The sequence below is a fragment of the Flavobacterium sp. F52 genome, assembly GCF_000278705.1.
Lineage (GTDB): Bacteria > Bacteroidota > Bacteroidia > Flavobacteriales > Flavobacteriaceae > Flavobacterium > Flavobacterium anhuiense.
In genome coordinates this window covers 94,239-118,045 of record NZ_AKZQ01000038.1, presented here as the reverse complement: position 1 = coordinate 118,045, position 23,807 = coordinate 94,239, and the positions used below count along the sequence as shown (strand labels likewise).

16 protein-coding genes and 1 other RNA gene are annotated in these 23,807 nt (G+C 33.5%); 7 read left to right on the top strand and 10 right to left on the bottom strand.

What is annotated here, in order from left to right; genetic code table 11:
* Positions 1-265: 265 nt before the first annotated feature.
* From FF52_RS21200 to FF52_RS21185, 4 genes are all read right to left on the bottom strand, one after another.
* Positions 266-2,332, bottom strand: a complete 2,067-nt coding sequence (locus tag FF52_RS21200) for a beta-N-acetylhexosaminidase (protein WP_008468856.1) — start codon at positions 2,330-2,332, stop codon at positions 266-268.
* A 155-nt stretch (positions 2,333-2,487) separates the two neighbouring features.
* Positions 2,488-4,425, bottom strand: a complete 1,938-nt coding sequence (gene nagB / locus FF52_RS21195; protein ID WP_008468855.1) for a glucosamine-6-phosphate deaminase — start codon at positions 4,423-4,425, stop codon at positions 2,488-2,490.
* A 104-nt stretch (positions 4,426-4,529) separates the two neighbouring features.
* On the bottom strand, positions 4,530-6,110 hold the full coding sequence (locus tag FF52_RS21190; RefSeq protein WP_008468854.1) for a RagB/SusD family nutrient uptake outer membrane protein: 1,581 nt from the start codon (positions 6,108-6,110) through the stop codon (positions 4,530-4,532).
* Between the two features lie 10 nt (positions 6,111-6,120).
* A complete protein-coding gene (locus FF52_RS21185) occupies positions 6,121-9,153 on the bottom strand; it encodes a SusC/RagA family TonB-linked outer membrane protein (protein ID WP_008468853.1) in 3,033 nt (1,010 codons plus the stop codon).
* 278 nt (positions 9,154-9,431) lie between these two features.
* Between FF52_RS21185 and FF52_RS21180 the strand changes: the two genes are divergently transcribed.
* The 3 genes from FF52_RS21180 to FF52_RS21170 all read left to right on the top strand — a co-directional run bounded on the left by FF52_RS21180 (position 9,432) and on the right by FF52_RS21170 (position 12,820).
* Complete coding sequence (locus FF52_RS21180; RefSeq protein ID WP_008468852.1) at positions 9,432-10,484, top strand: sensor histidine kinase; 1,053 nt, start codon at positions 9,432-9,434, stop codon at positions 10,482-10,484.
* Positions 10,474-11,175, top strand: coding sequence for a LytR/AlgR family response regulator transcription factor (locus tag FF52_RS21175; RefSeq protein ID WP_008468851.1), 702 nt, complete (start codon positions 10,474-10,476; stop codon positions 11,173-11,175). Before FF52_RS21180 ends, FF52_RS21175 begins: the two co-directional genes overlap by 11 nt.
* 175 nt (positions 11,176-11,350) lie before the next feature.
* A complete protein-coding gene (locus FF52_RS21170; RefSeq protein WP_008468850.1) occupies positions 11,351-12,820 on the top strand; it encodes an MFS transporter in 1,470 nt (489 codons plus the stop codon).
* A gap of 123 nt (positions 12,821-12,943) precedes the next feature.
* Here the strand turns inward: FF52_RS21170 and FF52_RS21165 are convergent, their stop codons facing one another.
* From FF52_RS21165 to ffs, 4 genes are all read right to left on the bottom strand, one after another.
* A complete protein-coding gene (locus FF52_RS21165) occupies positions 12,944-13,441 on the bottom strand; it encodes a hypothetical protein (RefSeq protein WP_008468849.1) in 498 nt (165 codons plus the stop codon).
* Positions 13,442-13,532: 91 nt separating this feature from the next.
* On the bottom strand, positions 13,533-14,189 hold the full coding sequence (fsa, locus tag FF52_RS21160; protein ID WP_008468848.1) for a fructose-6-phosphate aldolase: 657 nt from the start codon (positions 14,187-14,189) through the stop codon (positions 13,533-13,535).
* Positions 14,190-14,432: 243 nt separating this feature from the next.
* The gene (locus FF52_RS21155) at positions 14,433-15,236 is read right to left on the bottom strand and encodes an SDR family oxidoreductase (RefSeq protein WP_008468847.1); all 804 of its coding nucleotides are present in this window, start codon (positions 15,234-15,236) and stop codon (positions 14,433-14,435) included.
* 179 nt (positions 15,237-15,415) lie between these two features.
* An RNA gene (gene ffs, locus FF52_RS23475) (signal recognition particle sRNA small type) lies at positions 15,416-15,513 on the bottom strand.
* 88 nt (positions 15,514-15,601) lie between these two features.
* On the opposite strand from ffs, the gene FF52_RS21150 reads away from it, so the two are divergent.
* Together FF52_RS21150 and hutI are read left to right on the top strand one after the other, a co-directional pair.
* Complete coding sequence (locus tag FF52_RS21150; RefSeq protein WP_008468846.1) at positions 15,602-16,651, top strand: glutaminyl-peptide cyclotransferase; 1,050 nt, start codon at positions 15,602-15,604, stop codon at positions 16,649-16,651.
* 95 nt (positions 16,652-16,746) lie between these two features.
* Complete coding sequence (gene hutI / locus FF52_RS21145; protein ID WP_008468845.1) at positions 16,747-17,985, top strand: imidazolonepropionase; 1,239 nt, start codon at positions 16,747-16,749, stop codon at positions 17,983-17,985.
* Between the two features lie 155 nt (positions 17,986-18,140).
* Here hutI and FF52_RS21140 read toward each other — a convergent pair whose 3' ends face one another.
* Positions 18,141-19,019: a hypothetical protein gene (locus tag FF52_RS21140; protein WP_008468844.1), complete on the bottom strand. Its 879-nt coding sequence runs from the start codon at positions 19,017-19,019 to the stop codon at positions 18,141-18,143.
* Positions 19,020-19,117: 98 nt separating this feature from the next.
* Here FF52_RS21140 and FF52_RS21135 point away from each other — a divergent pair, with 98 nt between their 5' ends.
* Together FF52_RS21135 and FF52_RS21130 are read left to right on the top strand one after the other, a co-directional pair.
* Positions 19,118-20,155, top strand: a complete 1,038-nt coding sequence (locus tag FF52_RS21135; protein ID WP_008468843.1) for a formimidoylglutamase — start codon at positions 19,118-19,120, stop codon at positions 20,153-20,155.
* 134 nt (positions 20,156-20,289) lie between these two features.
* Positions 20,290-21,537, top strand: a complete 1,248-nt coding sequence (locus FF52_RS21130; protein ID WP_008468842.1) for a DEAD/DEAH box helicase — start codon at positions 20,290-20,292, stop codon at positions 21,535-21,537.
* On the opposite strand, the gene FF52_RS21125 is transcribed toward FF52_RS21130, so the two are convergent.
* Positions 21,534-23,717 carry a response regulator gene (locus tag FF52_RS21125; protein ID WP_008468841.1) on the bottom strand — a complete coding sequence of 728 codons (2,184 nt, stop codon included), beginning with the start codon at positions 23,715-23,717 and terminating at the stop codon, positions 21,534-21,536. The genes FF52_RS21130 and FF52_RS21125 overlap by 4 nt on opposite strands.
* Positions 23,718-23,807: the final 90 nt, after the last annotated feature.

The window sequence follows — 23,807 nt, the reverse complement described above, 5'->3', positions numbered from 1 at the left end:
AATGATAAATTTGGGACTACTCATCAATCTATACTCTTTTATTGTCATGTTTTGTGGTATTCTTTCTATTTGGTTTTTAAAAGGTTAATACTCCATTATTGGTTATTTTTTTTAAAATTTTTACTGATTATTTCTGATGTGTTTGTTCTAAAAATTCAAAGTTGTCATTGTAATTATCCCTGCCATAAATATGGCAGAGATAATTATCACTCTAAAAAAACATTAGTAACTCAAAAACGTACTAAATACTAATTCAAATCCAACTCTAAATTAATTTCTTTAAACTCTCATAAACAGACAGTTCTACATCTGCATGATCTTTTGTATTGCATTGTTCAATCAATTTTTTCAGATCTGCAGGCGCTAAAGTTGATTTATTATCCAAAACCAATAACAGTTCCTGAGAAGCATCATTTAATTTTTTAGATAATGGTAATATTGGCTGCACCAACGGTGCGTTATTGCTTAATTCTGTTAATCCTTTATGAACTGCAATCCACTTCGTAAAAAATGCAGCTATTTTGGCTTTATTGTCTGCCGATTTATTAGCTAAATATTGGTTTACAGCTGCGTCAAATGCTAATGCATCTTTTGCATCTGGTCCGCAGGCGTCTGCAAACAAGGTAAACGGAGAATACATTTGGTACTCTGTTCCTCCTTTGTTACGAGTATATCCTTTTAGGGGTTCGCTTACATTAGAAAACTCTTCCAATGATTTGATATCTTGATTGTTTGCAATGTTTCTTAAAATCACATCTTTATTACGAATATGTGTAATCCCCAATTCTTCCAATCTAAAAGAAATATTCTCTAAACGCTTGCGCATATTCTCAACATCTACTACATCTTCTGCCGACCATAATCTTTCTGCAATTGCAGCTGTTCTTGGCCAAATTCTAGAATCTATCGTTGTTGGGGTAACCAACTCGGTCCACATTGTAGCTTCTCCGCCTAAAATTCTTGCTTTTTCGTCGCTAGTTAAATTAGCTCCTTTTGGCATTGGGTCATTTAGGTAATGGCTTGCGATTGGATACATTAAATCGATATAATATCCATTTGATAAAACTGTTTTGTATCCTTTTTTAACGGCATCTACCAGAGATTGTCCAGCTGGCATTCCTTCGTTTGGACCTCTCCAAGAATGCACAATCGCTTCTTTAGATAAATTTTTGGTTAAAATTTCTTCCCAACCCATTAATTGTTTTCCGTGTTTCTTTAACATCGGAGCCAATTGCATTGTGAAATACGTTTGCAGTTCGTGGTTGGTTTTTAAATTATGCTTCTTTTTGAATTCTTGAATTTTAGGGTTTGCATCCCAGTCTTTTCCTTCGTTTTCATCTCCTCCGATATGGAAATAAGCTCCTGGAAACAACGGACAAACCTCATCAAAAACTTCACTTAAAAGTTGGTATGTTTTAGGATTTGAAGGATCTAATGTTGGCGAAAAAATTCCAGCATTTCTTTCAATTCCATAGGTAGCAATTGCTGTACCTTGAATATTTTTTTCGGATGTTCCTCCTGTCAGCGTAATCACTTTGCTTCCAATTTCTGGATAAGCAGTTAAGATTGCAGATCCGTGACCTGGAACATCTATTTCTGGGACAATTAAAATACCGCGCTCATCGGCATATTTTACGATATTTTTAATTTCCTCTTGTGTGTAATACATTCCATCCGAAGCTACTTGCGTAAATCTTGGATGTTTTTTCATTTCAATTCTCCAGCCTTGATCATCAACCAAATGCCAATGGAAAACATTCATTTTCATTGCCGCCAGTGCATCAATATTTCTTTTCACTACATCAATTGGCTGAAAATGTCTTGAAACATCCATCATTAAACCTCTCCATGTAAATCTTGGGAAATCTGAAATTTTTGAAGCTGGAAAATAAAATGTTTTTGAATTGTTTTGAAGCATTTGCAATAAAGTCTCTAAACCATGCAAAGCTCCTAAATCACTTGAAGCATTTAGAGTAATTTTGTTTGAAGTAATATCTAAATGATAACTTTCGTCTTCGTATAAACCAATTTTACCGCTTTTGGTGCAATTAATCTGTAATTCCGCATTTGGAACTTCATTTAATTTTTCAATAAAACCTTGCTCGAAAAATATACCTGTTCTACCATCCAAACGGCGCAAAAAACGAGTTACTCCACCAAAAATTCTTGGATTTGGATTTCCAGTAATGTTTACTTTAAAATTTTTGCTTAAATTAAAATTACCTTCATTAATAACAACATTCTGAGGCCAAGGCATAAGATTCAGCTGCTCTTTCTGGACTTGAGCACCTGCAGATATGCCAGCAAATAATAGTACAAATAGATATTTCATTTTTCTTTTTTTTTGGTTGGATAGTTTTTAATAAGTATCCGAAATTTATATAAAAAACAAAACTCAGAATGATTCCAGCTTTTACCTCACTTTCGCAATGAGATCAATCTGAATTTTGCTATTTGATTCATTATAAAATGAATCGGAAAAAATTTTTAGTAGTCAAAGCGTTTAAAGGCTTCAATCGCTTCATACTCAGCCAAACCTAATTCATCGTATAATATGGCTGTGTTTTTGTTTCGATCTTCTGCCCTAACCCAGAATTCACGAGAGTCATTTCCTTGAAACATTACCCTGTCCTTTTGAGACTGGTGGTGTAAAATGGCATGACGTTTCAATAAAACTTCTGATGGACTTAACGGAACGGCCATATCTATTTCATGAATATCCCATTCGTGCCAAGCGCCTCTATAAAGCCACAACCAGCAATCATCCATGTATGGTTCTGATTTAAGTTCTTTTAACGCGGCAAAAATGGCATTTAAACAAACCTCATGAGTTCCGTGAGGATCTGCAAGATCTCCAGCAGCAAAAACCTGATGTGGTTTTATTTTAGCAATGATATCTTTTACAATAGCAATATCTTCTGGTCCTAACGGATTCTTTTTAACTTGTCCTGTTTCATAAAAAGGAAGATCTAAAAAGTGGGTATTCTCATCTTTTAATCCGATGTATCTTGTTGCTCCGTAAGACTCTCTTCTTCTAATTAATCCTTTTAGTTTTCTTACTTCTAAAGAATCAATCTGATTTTCGGATTTATTATTTAAAAATTCGATAACCGATTTGAAATTGATATCAGCTTGACCTTCTCCGATAAAATCACTGGCAACTTCTGCAAATTTTAGTGCTTCATCATCTGAAACGGCAATATTTCCTGAAGTTTGGTACACCACATGAACATCGTGTCCTTGCTTGATTAATTTTGAAAATGTTCCTCCCATAGAAATCACATCATCATCAGGGTGCGGACTAAAAAGGATTACTCTCTTTCTTGCCGGATTTGCCCTTTCTGGACGAAATGAATCATCTGTGTTTGGTTTTCCTCCTGGCCATCCAGTAATAGTGTGCTGCAAAATATTAAACATGTTAATGTTCATATCATAAGCAGAACCTTCCTGAGCCAATAGGTCAGACATTCCGTTATTGTTGTAATCACGATCTGTCAATTTTAAGATAGACTGTTTTGTTTTTTGGCAAAGCCAAACAATCGCTTTACTTTTTAATTCAGGTGTCCAAAGACATTCGCCAACTAACCAAGGTGTTTTGAAACGGGTTAATTCTGAAGCGGCAGACTGGTCTAAAACAAAAGTTGCATTTGGATGATTTTGCAAAAATGTAGCCGGAACTTCTGAACTGATATCTCCTTGAACAGTTCTTTTGATAATATCTGCCTTATTTTGCCCCCAAGCCATCAAAACAATACGTTTTGATCTCATGATGGTTGAAACCCCCATGGTAATGGCGCGTTTCGGCACATTATCAATACCATTAAAAGCTGATGATGCATCGACTCTTGTGATATGATCTAAAGTGATAATTCTTGTTCCTGAATTAATATGCGAACCAGGCTCATTAAATCCAACGTGTCCTGTACGTCCAATTCCTAACAACTGAAAATCAAGACCTCCAGCGTTTTTAATATTCATTTCATAATCGATACAGTATTGATTAATTTCATCAATTGCCACTGTACCATCAGGAATATTAATATTTTCAGGTTTAATATCAATATGATTAAAAAGGTGCTCATGCATGAAATAATGATAGCTCTGATTATTCTCTTTAGTCATCGGATAATATTCATCCAGATTAAAAGTGATTACATTGCTAAAACTAAGTCCTTCTTCTCTGTGCATTCGCACTAGCTCCTCATAAACTTTGATCGGAGAAGAACCTGTTGCCAAACCTAAAACACAAGATTTATTTTTTTCCTGCTTAGATCTAATAAGCTGCGCAATTTCCTGTGCTACAATTACAGAAGCTTCAATAGAACTTTTGAAAATTTCGTTATGAATTTTTTCAAAACGAGTTTCTTCAAATTTCCCAGCGCTTTTATAACTGATATCAGGTTTTATTTCTAAAGCACTTTTCATTTTTTTCTTTTTTTGTAGTAATTACCCTTTTGGTCTTAAGATATGGTATAGACAGCTTTCACCATCTATACCATACTACTAACCAAACTTAATATTCTTTTTTTTTAGAAGTTTGGAGCTGTTGTGTCCCACCACAACCTTGTTCCTCCATTATCAGGACCATTTAATTTAGCAACTCCTGTTGCCACTCCTCCAGCATTACCAGCTTTCTCAGACTGAACAAAATTGATTCTTCTTACACCTAATTCAGTTGAGATTGTTCCTCCACTATAATTTTTAATAACTGGGAATAGTTTAGGGTATCCTGTTCTCCTATAATCAGACCAAGCTTCTTGTCCTTCTGGAAATCCAGCAATCCATTTTTGAGTAATAATCTTTTGAAGTTTTACCTCATTTGTAGCCGCAGCATCCCATGCAACAGTAACATTATTTACAGCTGGTGAATTGTTTTCTGGAAAATTAGGATCTACATATGCTATTGGAGTCTTAACATTATCAGTAATATAATTTGCAGCACCCGAAACACCTCTTTGCTCAAACGACACTTTAATACCTGTTTCATATAATTCCTGAGCAGTGCCACCCATATTCCAACCTCTTAATGCTCCTTCAGCTCTTAAGAAGTAAGCTTCTGCAGCATTCATAAGGTAGATTTCTTTTGATCTTACAACAGCACCAATTCCAGAAAAATCTTGATGATCTGATTTTCCAATAATATTAATACCTGTACGAACACCTTTGTATTCTCCTGGAAATTGTTTAGAAACATCAAAATAAGAAGCAATTCTAGGATCTTGGTAACCTTTTAGAATAGACTCCATATCAGCAGACATACGAATGTCTAGCCATGCACCACTAATTGTTGAAATTGGATTTGTGTAAACCGGTGAAACGATTTTAAACGAATCGTCATTAACTTTCATTACTCCAAACTTTTGTGCAATAGCTTTTTCTGCTTCTGCCTTAGCTAAAGACGGTTTAACTTTTACAATACGCATCGCTAATCTCAGACGCAAAGTATTAGCAAACCTAACCCATGATTCATACTTTCCTTTGTAACCTGACATATCTGTCGATTCAAATGTAGAAGCCTCTCCAGCATCAATTCTTTTTGTCAATTCAGCTACTGCAGTATCTAATTCAGCAAACATTTGAGTGTAAACTTCCTCTTGAGAATCGTAAGGAATAGTTGCGTCATTAGAACCGAATTTAGAATAAATAATTGGCCCAAAAGTATCGGTCATTCTATGCATTCCCTCCACTTTCAAAATCAATGACAGCGCATAAAATTGATCGTATTTCCCTTTAGATTTATTAGCTATATCATATGCATTAAACATCACATTTTTATAACCATAATCCCAGATAAATCCATTCCATCCATCAACTAATGAATAAGTAGTATTATTAATTCCCCCAGCAAATCCCGTTGGAGTTGACATATAACCAGACCAAATATCGCTATTTAATCCTTGTTGTAATTGGTATACCCACTCAGGACTTAAAACCTGAATATTATTAAACATCGGTGCAAATCCTCCTTTGATATGATTAAAATCTTGCTCAAAATCAGGAAGTGTAATACCATTTGGATTAGTATTAATGTCTTCAAAATTATCTGTACACCCTGCTGCAGTGAGTAACAAGGCACAAATAGTCGCTTTTGTTATATTATTTAGTTTCATGTTTTTAGAATTAGAATGTTACATTTAAATTAAGACCAATACTTCTGGTAGAAGGCAAACCATAAATATCTACCCCTTGTAAACCTTGACCTGTACTTAATGCAATATTTGGATCGAAAGGAGCATCTTTATAAATAAAGAATAAGTTTCTAGCTATAAATGAAATACTCGCTGTTTGAATAAATGGTAGTGTTTTAGGATTAAAATTGTAACCAATAGAAATCTCTCTTAAACTTACATTTGTTGCATCGTAAATATATTCTCCTGTAACTCCTGCTCTTCCCCCAACGGTTGTGTAGTAAGACTGAGCATCCATAGTTGTTACTGGTGTACCATCAGGCATTACTGCATTTATTTTAACACCGCCTGCATTTCTTGCATCACCTGTAGCTTTAGAAACACCAAACGCATCATTTTGCGCTTGAGTTAAACTCATTACTTCTCCTCCAAAACGTCCATCAATTAAAACATTTGCGAAGAAAGATCCCAATTTGAAAGAGTTAGAAAAACCTAACATAAAATCAGGATTTGAATTTCCTAATTCAACAAATTCAGTTTTTTGAATTTTTCCATCGCTATTCAATAAAATTCTTCCTTGATCATCTTTCAACATTTTGTAACCTTCGATAACACCATAAGGTCTTCCCTCTGTCAAAGTATATTTATAACCGTTAACTCCAGGATCTGTTAAATTTACTTTTCCTCCTAATTCTTCAGGAATTTCTTTTACTTTATTCTTGTTTTGTGAGAAGTTAATAGTCGAATCCCAAGTGAATTTATCTCCTCTAATAATTCCTGCATTTAATACAACCTCAAAACCTTTATTTTCTATACTTCCAGCATTTATTCCATAAAAATCAGCGCCTGCACTATTTCCAACTGGAGCAACAACTTGTAAATATTGGTTTTTAGTTTCTGAATTGTAGTAAGATACTTCAAAACCTAATCTATTATTAAACATTCTCCATTCTGTACCAAACTCAAACTCTGATTTAAGCTCTGGTTTTAATGTAGTTCCTGGTTTTGGTGCAACTAAAGGATTGTATTTTGATCCACTTCCGTTAGGATAGTAATTTGTTGGAGTAGAAATGAAAGGATAGATATCATTACCAACTTGAGCATAAGTTCCACGAACTTTACCATAATTAATCCATTCAGGTAAAGTTGCCATCTCGCTGATGATAGCAGTTAAACCTACAGATGGATAAAAATAGCTTGATGTACCTGTATTTACTAAAGTAGATGACCAGTCATTTCTTCCTGTAAGGTCTAAGAATAACATCTCTTTGTAACCAAATGTAGTAGCGGCAAATATAGATTGCACTTCTCTTCTTGAATCGATTGTTTGGTAGTTCCCATCATTATTATTGAAATTATGCAAAGTAAACCAGTTAGCATATTTCAATCCTCCCCCAATACCAGAATCTAATATTGTTTTTTGATTCGTTAAAGTATTCGTTACGCTTGTCCCAATGTTTGCATTGAAACTAAAATCAGATCCGATTTTTGTATTGATCGTTGCAATCAAATCAGCATAACGTTGGGTGCTTAGCGCATTTTCGCTAATATATCGCCCATTAGCATGAGATAATGTTCCTTGTGTAGTAGCAAATATTCTCTTATCGAATAAACTTGTAACTCTATTATAGCTATATCTAGAAGCAATAGATAACCAATTAGTTGCTTTATACGTTAAAGACAAAGCTCCGTTGAAGAAATCATTTTTATCTTCAGATTTGTTTCTGTTGATTGACCAGTATGGATTTTGCATAATATCTCTATTAGTCATCCAATTTTGAGCCATTAAATTTCTTGATGGATCAAACTGCTCATAATTATCTTTATAGTAATTAAAATCATTTCCTCTTGGCATCAAATAAACACCTGTAAGTGGGTTAAAATAAAATCCATTAACTGGCTTGTTTGCAATATTTTGACTTGTATAGTTTGCATTTGCAGCAAATACAAGTTTATCATCAAAGAACTTAGCAGTTTGACGAATACCAAAGTTGTTTTTCTTCAAATTATTTCCAGGAATAATACCGCTTGCAGAAGTATTTGCATAAGAAAATGCTGTAGAAGAATTTTCAGAACCTATTGAATATCCTAAAGAAGTAATTTGTGTTGTTCCTGTAGTAAAAAAGTCTTTTACATGATCTTTAGATTGTCCTTTTGCTCCCCAAGACTCATCAGCACCGTCAGCAGCAAGATAATCTGTTTGGAATTTAGGAAGATAAGCAGCTGTTTCAAAAGTTGTTACAGATGAAAGAGTAATATTTGCTTTTCCTGTTTTTGCTTTTTTAGATGATAATAAAATTACACCATTTGCACCTTGGCTACCATATAATACAGAAGCTGCTGCACCTTTAAGAACTGTCATTCCTTCATAATCATCAGGATTTACCAAAGAAATTACATCTCCTCCATCACGGTTACCTCCTGCTAAACTACCAAATGTATCGTTTGGCTGGCCAGAACCTGAATTCAACATAGGAATACCATCAATTACATACAAAGGCTGGCTATTGGAAACAGAAGAATTTCCACGAATTACAACTTTAGTAGATCCCCCTGTTCCACCAGCACTCTTAGTTACAGCAACACCGGCAATCTTACCTGCAATTGTATTGATAACGTTGGCATCTTTTACACGTACTAACTCATCTCCTTTAAGTTCTTGAGCAGCATAAGTTAAAGATTTTCTTGTCTTTTTAATACCTAAAGAAGTAACCACCACTTCGCTTAAAGCATTAGAGGCAGCCGTTAACATTTTAACATTAATTGTAGCAGCATCTCCTACAACTATCGTCTGAGTTTCTAGTCCTACATAAGTAAATACTAAGCTCTGACCTTTTTGAACTTCAATAGTATACAATCCGTCAAAATCGGTAGTTGTTCCCTTTTGACCTCCTTGTACAGCAACAGAAGCTCCAGGTAATGGCATACCGTCAGAATCTGTAATCACACCTTTGACACTTTTTACTTGTGCAAGCGAAACTTGCGCCGTAAAAACAATCATAAAGATTAAGAAAATTTTTTTCATGTTTATTTTTATTTTGTTAGTTATGAAGTAAAATTATTCTTAAGGCATTGTTAAAAAAAATAAATTAAACCAACAGCAATAAAATTTAAACGAACGACATAAATCATTCAATAATACGCTTTACGAAAACGTTCTAATACAAAAATTAAGCACCAATATCCTTTTTTTGCGAAATTTTATTCAAAAAAATTGGCTCTTTGCAGTTAATTGTTTAAAGTTGCACAATATTTCAATATTGTTAAGAAAAACCAAAAAAACCGTAAAGAACTTAAAGCCAGTTGAAAGAAATTCGAAAAGTTAAATTTGATATTAAACTGCAAAATCATATCTGGTTTTGGGGAGTATACTTTACTTTAAACTTTTTAAGATGGGGCGCTTACTTTAATGATTATCCTTATGCATTCAAATCAAACTTAATCGAATTTTCTCTGGTTATACCTTTAGTATATCTGAATTTATTTGTTTTGGTTCCGAAGTATGTATTGAAGCAAAAATATATTATGTATACATTTTTATTGCTTCTGAGTCTATTTGGAATTTATTTGGCTAAAACTGCGCTTACTTACTACATTATATCTGAAAACATCTGGCCAGAAGCAAATCGAGAATATCATCCTTTTGAAATTAATCATATCGTTGCCGTTTGCATTGGAGAGTTGTATGTACTAGCAATGGCATCATCAGTTTATCTGACGCTGACATGGTTACGAGAAAGAGAAAGAAACAGATCGCTTAGAGAAAACCAATTTAAGATTAAACTTAAATACCTCGAAAATCAAATTCAGCCACATTTTTTCTTTAATACATTAAACAACTTATACGCATTATCATTAGAATCATCCAAAAAAGTTCCTGATGTAATCATAAAACTTTCCAATTTGATGGAATATGTTTTATATGATGTAAAGGGAACTAAATTCGTTCCGTTAATAAAGGAAATCGATTATATCCAGAATTATATCGAAATAGAAAAGCTTCGCTTTGAAAATGTTGAAGTGACCATAAATTTAGAATCAAACATAGATGACGTAGTTGTACCTCCTCTAATTTTTATTTCATTGGTAGAAAATGCATTCAAGCATGGCGGTCTAAACAACAAAAACTTAAAAATAAAAATCAATTGCAGAGTCATCGAAAACAAAACGCTCGATTTTGAAATCTTAAATAATTTTGTACTTTCACAAAATCATAATCCAAAAAGAGGAATTGGTTTAGTTAATACAAAAAAGAGACTGAAACTGATTTACAAAAACAATTTTAGCCTGAAGCATAGCACTAAACTAAATTTCTACATAATCCGATTACAAATACCTACTCAGAATGAAGATTAAATGCGTGTTAATTGATGATGAGCCTTTAGCTATTAAAGTCCTGGAAAATTATTTTACCAATTTTACAGACTTTGAAGTTATAGCAACATTCACTAACTCACTGGAAGCGCTCGATTTTATTAATAGCACTACTGTCGATGCTGTCTTTTTAGATATTAACATGCCCATGATGACTGGTTTTGAACTTATCAGCCTCATCGAAAATAAAACTAAAGTTATCATTACCACTGCTTTTAGAGAATTTGCTGCCGAAAGTTATGATTTGGATGTTCTAGATTATTTGGTCAAGCCGATTCCGCTGCCAAGATTTATAAAATGCATCAATAAAATAACCACCGAATACAATCTAAAAAACAATATTAAGGTCGAAACCGCAAAAGGCGATTCTCATATTTTTATCAAAGTCGATAAAAAAATGATGAAGATTAATATTGAAGAAATTCTATTTGTTGAAGGAATGAAAGAATATATAAAAGTTGTCACGCCAGACAAAACTTATATTACACATAAATCTCTTACATCGCTCTCAGAAGAATTACCTCAAGATCGCTTCCTTAGAATACATAAATCTTATGTAATTGCTCTAAATAAGGTAAAATCTATAGAAGGAAACCGCGTTCAAATTCAATCTTACAACATTCCAATAGGCAGAAACTACAGTAAAGAGGTTAAAAACAAGATATTGGAATAAAATATAATTACGAATTACATTTTCTAAGTGGGTTAAAATTAACACTTTGTTGAAAAAACACAGTCGTTGGTTTAAATTTAACATTATTTATACCTTTTTATTTTTTTTTGATAATCCTAACAAATATATTTACGGTCTTCAAAAAACAATAAAATAAAAAATTAACCTTATTATTATGAGTTCAGAAAATGTGCAAACCAAATGGGGGCAATTTATCTCTTTGATAATTGTCTTCTTCTTTTGGGGTTTTGTTGGTTCAGCCAATGACATCCTGATTCCAGTATTCAAAAAAGTATTTACGTTATCGCAAGTACAATCTCAATTAGTAGCTTGGGCTTTCTATGCTGCTTATTTTGTTGGATCAATCATATTCTTTATCGTTTCTTTAAAAGTAGACGTTTTACAAAAATACGGGTACAAAAGAACACTATCCGCAGGTTTAGTTTTATCTGCCGTAGGTTCGTTTTTATTCGTTCCAGCGGCTACAATTCAAAGTTTCCCTTTCTTCTTAACAGCTTTATTTACAGTAGGATTAGGATTTTCAATTCAGCAGATTGTAGCAAACCCTTTAGCCATTAAAATGGGAAGTCCTGAGACAGGAGCGCACCGTTTAACGCTTGCAGGAGGAATCAACTCTTTTGGAACAACAATCGGAGCTATCTTGTTAGGTATCGCTTTATTCGGAATGGGAGACAACAAAAAAACAGCGCTTTCATTAGAAGATATTAAATTGCCATTCATCATTTTAGGTCTTGCATTTATTGCTGTTGCGGTATTTATGAACTTTTCTAAAATTGAAGATCCTGTAAAAGAGGAAGAAGCAATCATCAAAGACAAACACAGCAGTTTTAACATTCTTGACTATCCGCAATTATACTTGGGGATGTTAGGGATTTTTATTTATGTTGGAACTGAGGTAACTATCATCAGTAACTTGCCTGCTTTATTGCACACACACGAATTCGGAAACGTTCTAGAAGATGCCGTTGCACCATTTATTGCGCTTTACTGGGGTAGTTTAATGATCGGCCGTTGGAATGGTGGAGTAAATGTTTTCAATACTTCTAACTTGGTAAATACAGCTCTTAAATTTATTGTGCCTGCTGCTGCATTTGGAGTAATTATCGGGGCAAATATCTTTGCTGCTCACGATGTTTCTTCATTCTACATCTATCCAATCTGGATTTTACTATTTATTGCTGTAAGTTTTGTTGGTGGTAAAAACGCTGGAAAAACATTAATGCTTTTCGGAATTTCGGGATTAACGATGATGGTTTTAGGATTGGCTTGGCCAGATCCAGAAATCGCAAAATTCTTCTTTATTTCTGGAGGATTGTTCTTATCTATCATGTGGCCTTCAATCTTCGATTTAGCGATTGCAGGATTAGGAAAAAACACAGGAAAAGCATCTTCTTTCTTAATTATGATGATTCTTGGTGGTGGAGTAATTCCATTATTACAAGGAAGCATCTGTGATTTAGACGCTACAAATCCAAACGGAATTTTTGGAATCACATATACACATTTCTCATACATCGTACCACTTATCGGTTTTGCTTATTTAGGATTCTATGGTTTCTATTGCCCTAAAATCTTGAAAAAACAAGGAATCAGCCATATTGAAAGCGCTGGAGGAGGACACTAAAAATTAAAAAATTCCAATATATAAAAAATCCAAATTCCAATTTTACTAATAGGAATTTGGATTTTTTTTACTTCCAAAAAAGAAAAAACTTAGAATCTCAGCATCTCAGAAACTTAGCCTCTTTTACTTCGCATTAATGATATTACTCAAATTCTTCTTAAAAATAGCTTTATTCTGAGCCGATAAAGGATAAACGACATCTTTGTCCGCATGGACGATTATCTTATCAATATCAGCATTTAAAAGCGCTTTCGGATCTTTTATTTTTAAGGTGCAAGCTCCATCAAAGAAACCATCATCTTCTATCGTTTTTCTAGCTTCTATTTTTGTGCCATCGCTTAAAACTGCCGAGATTGTCATTTCACTGTTTAGCGTTTTTGAATAAAATCCGTCCATAACTAATAAAAGGCGATAAGTATTCTTTAATTCTGGGCCTTTAAATTCATGCCTAGTAATATTATACCGAAGACCTTTGGCAAGAGTTTGAAATTTAACCGAACAATCCAGCTCGTAAGTAGCAACATCTCCCGCTTCATTCACCGAAGTAATAACTTTAGCGGCTTGGGCGTTTATCGAAAAACTCGCTGCAAAAAATGACAACATAAATAAGATAACTTTCATATTTAACTATTTAAGATTCAATATAAAAGTAAAAAAAATCGCCTCTTCTCGTTAGAAAAAAGACGATTTTTATTTTATAAGTATCTGAGAATTACTTGTTCCCTTTTTCAAAATCAGCTACGAATTGAGCTAAACCGATATCTGTCAATGGATGTTTCAATAAACCGTAAATTGCAGAAAGTGGTCCAGTCATAACATCAGCACCAATTTTAGCACAGTTAACAATATGCATTGTGTGACGCACTGAAGCTGCTAAAATTTGAGTTTCGTAACCGTAGTTATCATAAACCTCTCTAATCTCTTGAATCAAGTTCAAACCATCAGTAGAAATATCATCCAAACGTCCAACAAATGGAGAAACATAAGTAGCTCCAGCTTTAGCCGCTAAGATTGCTTGTCCTACAGAGAAAACAAGAGTTACGTTAGTTTTAATTCCTTTATCAGAAAAATATTTTGCTGCCATAACACCTTCCTTAGTCATAGGAAGTTTTACAACAATCTGCTCATGTAATTCAGCCAGCTCCTCACCTTCCTTAATCATACCTTCAAAATCAAGAGCATTAACTTCAGCACTTACATCACCTTCAACAAGATTACAGATGTCAACGTAATGCTTAAGAATATTGTTTTTCCCAGTGATTCCTTCTTTCGCCATCAAAGACGGGTTAGTAGTTACACCATCTAAAACACCCAATGCTTGTGCTTCTTTAATTTGAGCTAAATTAGCCGTGTCAATAAAAAATTTCATAATTTATATTATTTAAATTGTGTTGATATATTTTGCGCGTGACCAGATTTGCAAAAGGCGCACCAATCAAACCGCTTACAAGCGCCTTTTTCAAATCTGGTCGGGCTATCCGTACTACTTCGGTAGTTTACTTCTATCCCTCACGCAAACGCAGCTGCAAAATTACGAAATCAATGCCAATAACAATTTCAAAAATCAAATCAATTTGTGATTTAAATCTAAAAACAGGCAATTAATTCCGATTTATAACTTGTAATGATTCATTAACATTTTCTCATACACTTTATCCGGAAGAGCACGTTTTAACACAATCGAAAACTTTTGCATAAATGCACCAACTTTATAGTGTACATTCGGTTTTTTGGTCTGAATGATTTTGTATACCGCTTCTGCCATTTCATTTGGATTACTTCCCGCATCAACATGATCATTCATTGTTGCTAGAACTTCTCCATAAACCTTTTCGTAAGCAGAATCTTTTATAACTGGCGCATGATAACGGCCTGCTGCAATATTTGTAGCAAAATCTCCAGGAGCAACATTGGTAATCTCAATTCCAAAAGATTTTACTTCCATTCTTAAAGCTTCAGTAATTAATTCTAAAGCTCCTTTTGAAGCTGAATAAACACTTCTGTAAGGAAGTCCCATATAACCAGCAATTGATGTAATATTGATTATAAGTCCAGAATTCTGTTTACGCATCTGTGGAAGCGCAGCTTTCATCACTTCGATTGGTCCGAAAAAGTTTGTTTCAAAATTATTTCGAATTTCTTCCGTAGGAATTTCTTCTAATGGCCCAGTAATTCCAACTCCAGCATTATTAATTACAATATCCAATCTTCCAGAAGTTTCAATAATTCTGCTTACAGCATTTTTAATAGAATCCGCATTTCGAACATCTAAAGCCACCAAAGGAAAAATAGAATTGAGAACTTTCTCAGGATTTCTGCTCGTTCCGTAAACAACGAAACCTTTCTGATGTAAAAATTCACCAATAGATTTTCCAATTCCTGATGATCCTCCGGTAATTAAAACGACTTTGCTCATTTATTTAGTTATAAGTTATGAATTTTGAGTTATGAGTTTTGGAGAATGGTAATATTTTGAACATTACATAAAATGCTCAATATTTCACTTTTAACCAATAGCATCTAACTTCAGATTGGGTCAAAAATAAAAAAATCCTCCTGAAAGGAAGATTACAAACTAATTAAATTCTAAAAAAAAAATGGCAAGCGACCTACATCGCACCGCTCAACCACGTACCCTTGCTATGTTCCCATCCTGGGGGAGTCTGCAGGAGCTGGTCGTGTAGGACTTGCCGGTGCAAATATACAACCTTTTTATATTTTTGCAAGACCTTTGTTGCTATAAAAATAACGTCGTATATTGGCATATTGAAATTTTAAACTATGAAAAAATATAACTTCCTAGCTGTCATTTTATTAGGAATCACATTAATTGGATGTAAAGAAAAAAATAAAGGTGAAAATTCTTTATTTAATATCGATGATTCTGCTTTTCCGGCCCATTTTACGCAAAAAGAATCACTTTCAATCGGAGTTTTAAACCCAAATTCGAAAGAAATCGACAGCATTGCTTACTTTATAAACGATAAAAGAGTGGGAGGTACAAAAGGTGCCGAAAAATTTAAATTTGAATTAAAAGATCAAAAATTAGGCTACCAATACCTAAAAGCTACTGTTTATTTTGGAGGAGATTCTTCTGATGCTACTAAAAGAATTGAAGTTGTATCTGACATCGAACCTAAATTATTAAACTATAAAATTGTAAACACTTTTCCACATGATACAACAGCTTTTACTGAAGGTTTAGAATTTCATGACGGAAGACTTTTTGAAAGTACAGGACAAAAAGAAGATTCATACTTCAGAGAGGTAGATTATAAAAACGGAAAAGTAATCAAACAAGTTGATCTTCCGAAAGAATATTTTGGAGAAGGAATTACTTTCTTCAATGGGAAATTATATCAGCTTTCATGGCAGGAAAAAACCGGGTTTATTTATGATGCTAAAAATTTTAAACTGGAAAAAACATTCAAATACGATAAAGATATTGAAGGTTGGGGAATGACACATGATAACCAATACATTTATCATTCTGATGGAACAGAGAAAATCTGGAAAATGGATCCTTCTAATCAAAAACTAATTGATTACATTAATGTTTATTCTGGCAGTTCAAAAATTAAAGCATTAAATGAACTAGAATTGATCAATGGAAAATTTTATGCTAATGTTTGGCAAAAAGACGCCATTGCTGTTGTAGACCCAAAATCTGGTGCAGTTGAAGGAATTATCAATTTATCTGGACTACGTAAATTTGTAAAAAGCAAAAATGCTGAGGTTCTAAACGGTATAGCCTACAACCCTACTACTAAAACCATTTTTGTTACTGGTAAATATTGGGATAAAATATTCGAAATAACAGTTTCAGAATAATCTTTAGAGAAAAAACAATTTTACGAATTTCACAAGTTTTCACACATTAATCCGTGAAAATTTGTGAAATTTGTGTTTTATAACAATTCATATTAATGATCACTTTAATTACAAACATACAAGAGTTACTTCAGGTTCGCGAAACTTCTATTGCTAAAGTTTCAGGTTCTGAAATGGCTAATCTTCCAACAATTAAAAATGCTTTTTTAGTCTTAAAAGACAATCTCATTAAAGATTTCGGCTCAATGGATAATCTTCCAAAAATAAATGCCGACAAAACAATAGATGCAATAGGAAGAGTTGTGCTCCCATCTTGGTGTGACAGCCATACTCATATTGTTTATGCAGGAAATCGTGAGCAGGAATTTGTAGATCGCATTAATGGACTTTCTTATGAAGAAATCGCCAATCGCGGCGGCGGAATTTTAAATTCAGCTAAAAAACTAAACGAAACTTCCGAAGAAGAGATTTATGAACAGTCTAAAATTCGTTTAAAAGAAGTAATGCATTTAGGAACTGGAGCCGTCGAAATTAAATCAGGTTATGGTTTGACGGTTGATGGAGAATTAAAAATGCTTCGAGTAATTAAAAAACTGGCCGAAAACTATCCTATTGCCATAAAAGCTACATTTCTAGGCGCACATGCATTTCCTTTACATTACAAAGATGATAAAGCAGGTTATTTGGACGAAATTATAAACGAGATGCTTCCCGAAATCTCTAAAAATAAATTAGCAGATTATGTAGATGTTTTCTGCGAAAGCGGTTATTTCTCAGTAGAAGAAACCGAAAAAATTATGGAAGCAGGTTTGGCCTTTGGCTTAAAACCAAAAATCCACGTAAACCAATTCAACTCTATTGGCGGAATTCAGGCTGGAGTTAAATTTAATGCACTTTCTGTCGATCATTTAGAAATTATGAATCCAGAAGATATTGAAGCTTTAAAAGGAACAGAAACAATGCCTGTAGCTTTGCCTTCGTGTTCTTACTTTTTAAGCATTCCATATACGCCAGCACGCGAAATGATTAAAGCGGGCTTGCCTTTAGCATTGGCTACAGATTTTAATCCTGGCTCTACTCCATCAGGAAATATGAATTTTGTTGTAGCAACGGCCTGCATCAAAATGAAAATGACGCCAGAAGAAGCCATCAATGCCGCAACCATAAACGGCGCATATGCCATGGGACTCTCTGAAACTCACGGAAGTATTACAAAAGGCAAAAAAGCCAATTTAATCCTGACAAAACCAATTTCCTCTTACTACCAAATTCCTTACGCTTTTGGAAGCAATCTTATTGAATCTGTTTTTGTAGAAGGAAAAATTTTAGAATAATCATTTCAACGATTTAAATATTGCCAGTGGTTTCAACAACGGATAACGTATCGTTTTTCAAACAACAATAAAATTCAAATTTCATACATAAAAAAAGGTCTGTGAAAATCACAGACCTTTAATATCTTAGTGGTATTTTATTCCCTTCGGCAAAATTATCTTAAACTGAAACTAGTTTTAGAAACTAACTCATCATTATCAAAAATATTGATAAAATAAGTTCCTTTTGCAAAATCTTTTCCTGGAAGATCTTCACTAACTTGTACAGTTTTATTTTCATACTTTACTGTAGTCTTAAAGCTGTAAGTTAATGAGTTATCTCCAAAACTTTCTGTCTTTTTCTCGCCTAAAACATTGTTTTTAGCATCGATAACTTGAACATAATACGTTTTGTCACCAGATTTAGCAATTTGGTTTTCAGCAATTGTAAAACTAACTTTTAAAACGTCAGCACGGCTTGCTTTATCTGTTTCAATTTGTTTACCTGAGCTTTTCAATTTGTAAGCTGAAGTTTTAGTATTCAATACAGATAATTTAGAACCTTTTTCAACAGTTTTAGCTAGTTCTTCGTTTTGACCCACTAATACTTCATTATATTTTTTAGATTCTCCTAAAACTACAATAGTACTATCTCTTTGAGTAGTTAAAACACCATTTTGTTTTTTTAACTCATCGTTTTCAGCAACTAAAGTTTTCATTTTGCTTTGCATTGCTTGAACTTGAGATCTGTATTTAGAAACATCTCCTTTAGACTTGTTCAAATCATCCATTAAAGCCACTACTTTGTCTCTTTCTTGGATTAATTCGTCAGACATCGAAGTATTTTCAGCAATTGCAGCATCATAAGTCGCTTTTAACTCCTGTAAATCTTTCATTACAGATTCTTTTTCTGTCAAAGTTGTTGTAAGCTCCGTTTTAACTACTTCTGTATCAGAAGATAATTTAAAAATATACACTAAACTACCGATCAGTAGGACTGCTAAAACTGCGATTACCGCCTTTAGACTTGAATTGTTGTTCTTTGGGTTTTCCATATTTAAATAATTTTCTTTAATAACAAATTTAAGAATTAATATAAGGTAATAACGTAAGTTTCTACAATTATATTATTTTTGGAAAATAAATTTTTTTCATGGAAAAATTAATCCCTTTCACTATAAATGATTTAGCAAAAGTCACAAATCATAGAAGTGGTGAATTAAAGTTCGGAGAAAAGATGATTGTCATTCCGCCAGGAGCTGACAAAGTTACTTTTCTCAAAGAAAGTGAAGCAAAATATGTTCTTTTAGGAATTCCTGAAGATATTGGCGTGCGCGCCAATTACGGAAGACCTGGGGCAGCCTCGGCATGGCAATGTGCCATAAAAAGCATTGCAAACATTCAGCATAATAGGTTTTGTAAAGGAAGCAACATTATTGTTTTAGGGCAAATCAATGTTGCAAATGAAATGCGCGAAGTAGAAAACCTTGATTTTAATGATATAGATGATCGTTCAAAATTAAGTCAGCTAGTTGAAAAAATAGACAAAGAAGTTTCTCATATCATTTTTACTATTATCAAAGCCGGAAAAACTCCAATTATTATTGGCGGAGGCCATAACAATGCTTACGGAAATATTAAAGGCGCCGCTCTTGCGAAAGGAAAACCAGTAAACGCGATTAATTTTGATGCACATTCTGATTTTAGGATTTTAGAAGGCCGTCACAGCGGAAATGGATTTTCATACGCTTATGAAGAAGGCTTTTTAAAGAAATATTTCATTTTTGGGCTTCATGAAAATTACACTTCAAAAAGCGTTCTAGATATTATAAAAAAACTAGAAGACCGCGTTCGATACAATACTTACGACAGCGTCAATATCAGAAAAGAAAAAGATTTTAATCGTGAGATGATTACAGCTTTGGATTTTATTAAAAATGATTCTTTTGGAATTGAAATCGACCTTGATGCAATTCCAAACATTGCCAGCAGTGCCATGACAATCAGTGGTTTTTCTGTGGAAGAATTGAGACAATTTGTTTCTTTCTTCGGCGAACATAAAAACGCCACTTATCTGCATATTTGCGAAGGTGCTCCAGATTTAGACAATTCTCCAAACAATAATTTAATTGGCAAATTAATTGGTTATTTAGTGACTGATTTCATTAAAGCCAATATCGAAAAAGACTGATTTAAAAGTAAGTTCTAAATTCAAAACAAATTGGTTTTGCCAAATAAAAGCTAATTCAAACAAACGATTGACTGAATAAACCTATCTTTGCACGGCATTTTAGAATTAAAGCTAAAATAGTTAATCACTAAGATATGTTATTCGAAGATCTATCACTTTCAAAAAGTATACAAAAAGCCGTATTTGAAGAAGGCTATTTAAATCCCACTCCGATTCAGGAACAATCTATTCCGGTTGTTTTATCTGGAAGAGATTTAATTGGCTGTGCGCAGACAGGAACAGGAAAAACGGCGGCATTTGCCATTCCAATCATACATCAATTACATCGAATTGTTGGCTCATCAAAAAAAGCAAAACAAATTCGTGCGCTAGTTGTTACGCCAACTCGTGAGCTTGCTGTGCAAATTGGAGAAAGTTTTGACACTTATGGCAAATATACCAATCTAACACAATTAACAATTTTTGGAGGTGTTTCTCAAAATCCACAGGTTGAAACCTTAAAAAAAGGAGTCGATATTCTAATAGCCACCCCAGGGAGACTGCTTGACTTACATAAGCAAGGTTTTCTTGATTTGAATCATCTACATACTTTAGTGCTGGATGAAGCCGATCAGATGCTGGATATGGGCTTTATAAACGATGTGAAAAAGATCGTTAAATTAACTCCAAAAAACAGACAGACTTTACTTTTCTCTGCAACAATGCCAATTGCGATTCGTGAACTTGCTGAAATGTTTCTTCAAGATCCAGCAAAAGTTGAAGTTTCGCCCGTTTCATCAACAGCTGAAAATGTAGAACAGCGTGTTTATTTTGTTGATAAAACAGAAAAAAGAAACTTATTATACAGCTTGATTAAAGAGGAAAATTTATCGAACGTTCTTGTTTTTTCGAGAACAAAACATGGGGCTGATAATGTTGTGAAAGCACTTCGTAAGAAAGATATTCCTGCAGAAGCCATTCACGGAGATAAATCACAAAACGCTAGACAACGTGTTTTAGATGCTTTCAAAAACAAAGAAGTTGGCGTATTGGTTGCAACGGATATTGCGGCGCGAGGAATTGACATTGAACAATTGCCATATGTAATCAATTTTGATTTACCGAATATTCCTGAAACTTACGTTCACCGTATTGGCCGTACAGGTCGTGCCGGTAATGGTGGAATTGCGATTTCTTTCTGCGGAAAAGATGAGCTTCCTTATTGGAAAGATATTCAGAAATTAATCAAAGTGGACGTAAAAACAATTGCAGATCATCCGTACCAATGGCATTCTGGAAGTCCAGAAGCTGGGGAAAAACCTAAAAACTCAAACAGAAGCGGAGGCGCTCATAAATCGAGAAAATCAAATAACTCTAAGAAAAATAAAAAACGCTGGTATTAAACAGCGTTTTTTTCGTTTATAAGGAAATTGATTATTTTAAATAATTTAACTGGTTCGAAAGGTTTAATGATTATATCATTCATTCCAGACGAAATCGCTTCATCTGTAATCTCGTCTTTATCGAAAGCAGTTAAGGCCACAATTGGAGTTTCTATGCCGAGAAGACGTATCCTTTTTGTAGTTTCAAATCCGTTCATTAAAGGCATATTGATATCCATCAAAATCAAATCAAAGGTTTCGTTTTCTAAAATTTTAAGAGCCGCAAAACCATCGTCAACCACTTTGCAGGAATAATTATTTTTTTCGATAATCTTTTTCGTAACAAGCTGATTGATCAAATTATCTTCGACAACTAAAATTTTATAAATTTCGCTTGAAGTAAGATCAACTTCAATTTCATCAATAATGCTCTTCGTTTTCGCTAAATCATGTTCGAATGCAATTGTAAACGAAAATGCAGTTCCTTTTCCGAGATCACTATCCAATGTAATGGTACTTCCAAAAAGCCCTAGCAATCTTTTTACAATACTAAGCCCTAAACCTGTACCCTGATAATCTTCATCTCGTCTGCCAACTTGGACAAATTTTTCAAAAATCTTATTCTGATCTGCAACTGCGATTCCGATTCCGTTATCTTTAATTAAGAAATCTAAATAATACAACTTTCCTTCTACTTTATTTAGCTTTACGTTAATTTCAACTTGTCCGTCTTTAGTAAATTTCAATGCATTACTTACCAAATTCATTAAAATCTGAGCAAGACGAAGTTTATCACCAATCAAATATTCCGGAATATTTGAGTCAATATTGGTAGAAATTCTATTATTATTTTTCTGCGAAAGGAAAGAAAGAGAGTTTTTGATTACCGTAATTTCGTCTGAAATATTAAAAGTCAGGTTTTCAAGTACAATTTTGTTTTCTTCAATTTTATTAATCTGCAAAATATCATTTACTAGAGACAATAAATATCTGGCAGAAAATTTTAGAGAACTTAAATGCTGGCTTCTCGAAATTTCTTTATGTTCTTCGAGCAGCATGTTGGTAATTCCGACCACACCATAAAGTGGCGTACGTAATTCGTGGCTTATAGTCGATATAAATTGTGTTTTGAGCAAAGAAGCTTCTTCTGCGATTTCTTTTGCTTTAAGAAGCTCCAAATTGTGTTTCTTCTTATACCGGATATTCTTTATAAGTGTGACAATTAAAATTAAAAGAATGAGAGAAATCAAAATAAAAAGAATCACAATAATTTTTGATTTCCTTAAACTTTGAGACTGCTCTACTTTTTCGCCTTCAACTTTATCAATTTGCCTCTTATACTCATCCAATTCAAGACTTAAACCGGCCTGAGATGCCTTTTTAAGCTTCTTAACATCATATACCTTATCCGAAACTTTATAATGGTTAACCAGTGCATCATATGCTTCTTTGTGCTTGTTGATTTTATTTAAAAAATGCGAATATTCTAAATAAGCATTTGCCAGATCTGTTTTCTCCTGGCATTTTTTTCCTGTTTCAATAGCACTTAAAAAATAAGCATTTGCGGCCTTATTATCATTTATATGGCTAGAATAAATACCATTGAGCATATCAACAATAACTTCTGTTGAACCGTCATTATATTTTATTTTAGTGCTGTTAACATACTTTAAAAAAAGATTTCCCTGTTTATAATTTCCTATATCAAAATAAGCCCAAGCGATATTTACATTGGTAAAATAAACTTCTTTTAGATCATTAATCTTCAAAGCATAGGCTACCGCTTTTTTATAGTACCGAATTCCCTCATCAAACTGCTTTTTTTCAAAGCAGTACATATTCCCTAAATTATTATAGAGATTGCATTTTAAAGTATCGTTGCTGGTTTTATTGGCATAGTACAGTCCTTTTTTATAGAAAAAAATAGCTTTATCAAACTCCGTCAGCTCGTTGTAATTCGCAGCAATAATATTGTACGAACGAGCAATGAGACAATAATCTTTTACTGCTGTCGCCGCATTTAAAGCAGCTCTCGAATAGATAAGTGATTTTTCAAAATTAGATTCTCTAAAATTCAAAAGCGCTTTCTTTACAGTCTTATCAATTTTAGGATCGAGGTTACAATTAGATTGCCCGATTGCCGAATTGGCAAAGCAATTCAGAATTAAAAATAAAAGAAAAAGAATCCGTTTGTGGGGCATTAATCGGCTAATTTGATCAAATATACACTTTAAAATAAAAAAAAGCTGTATTTCATAAAAAAATACAGCTTGTCAAATATTATATCGATA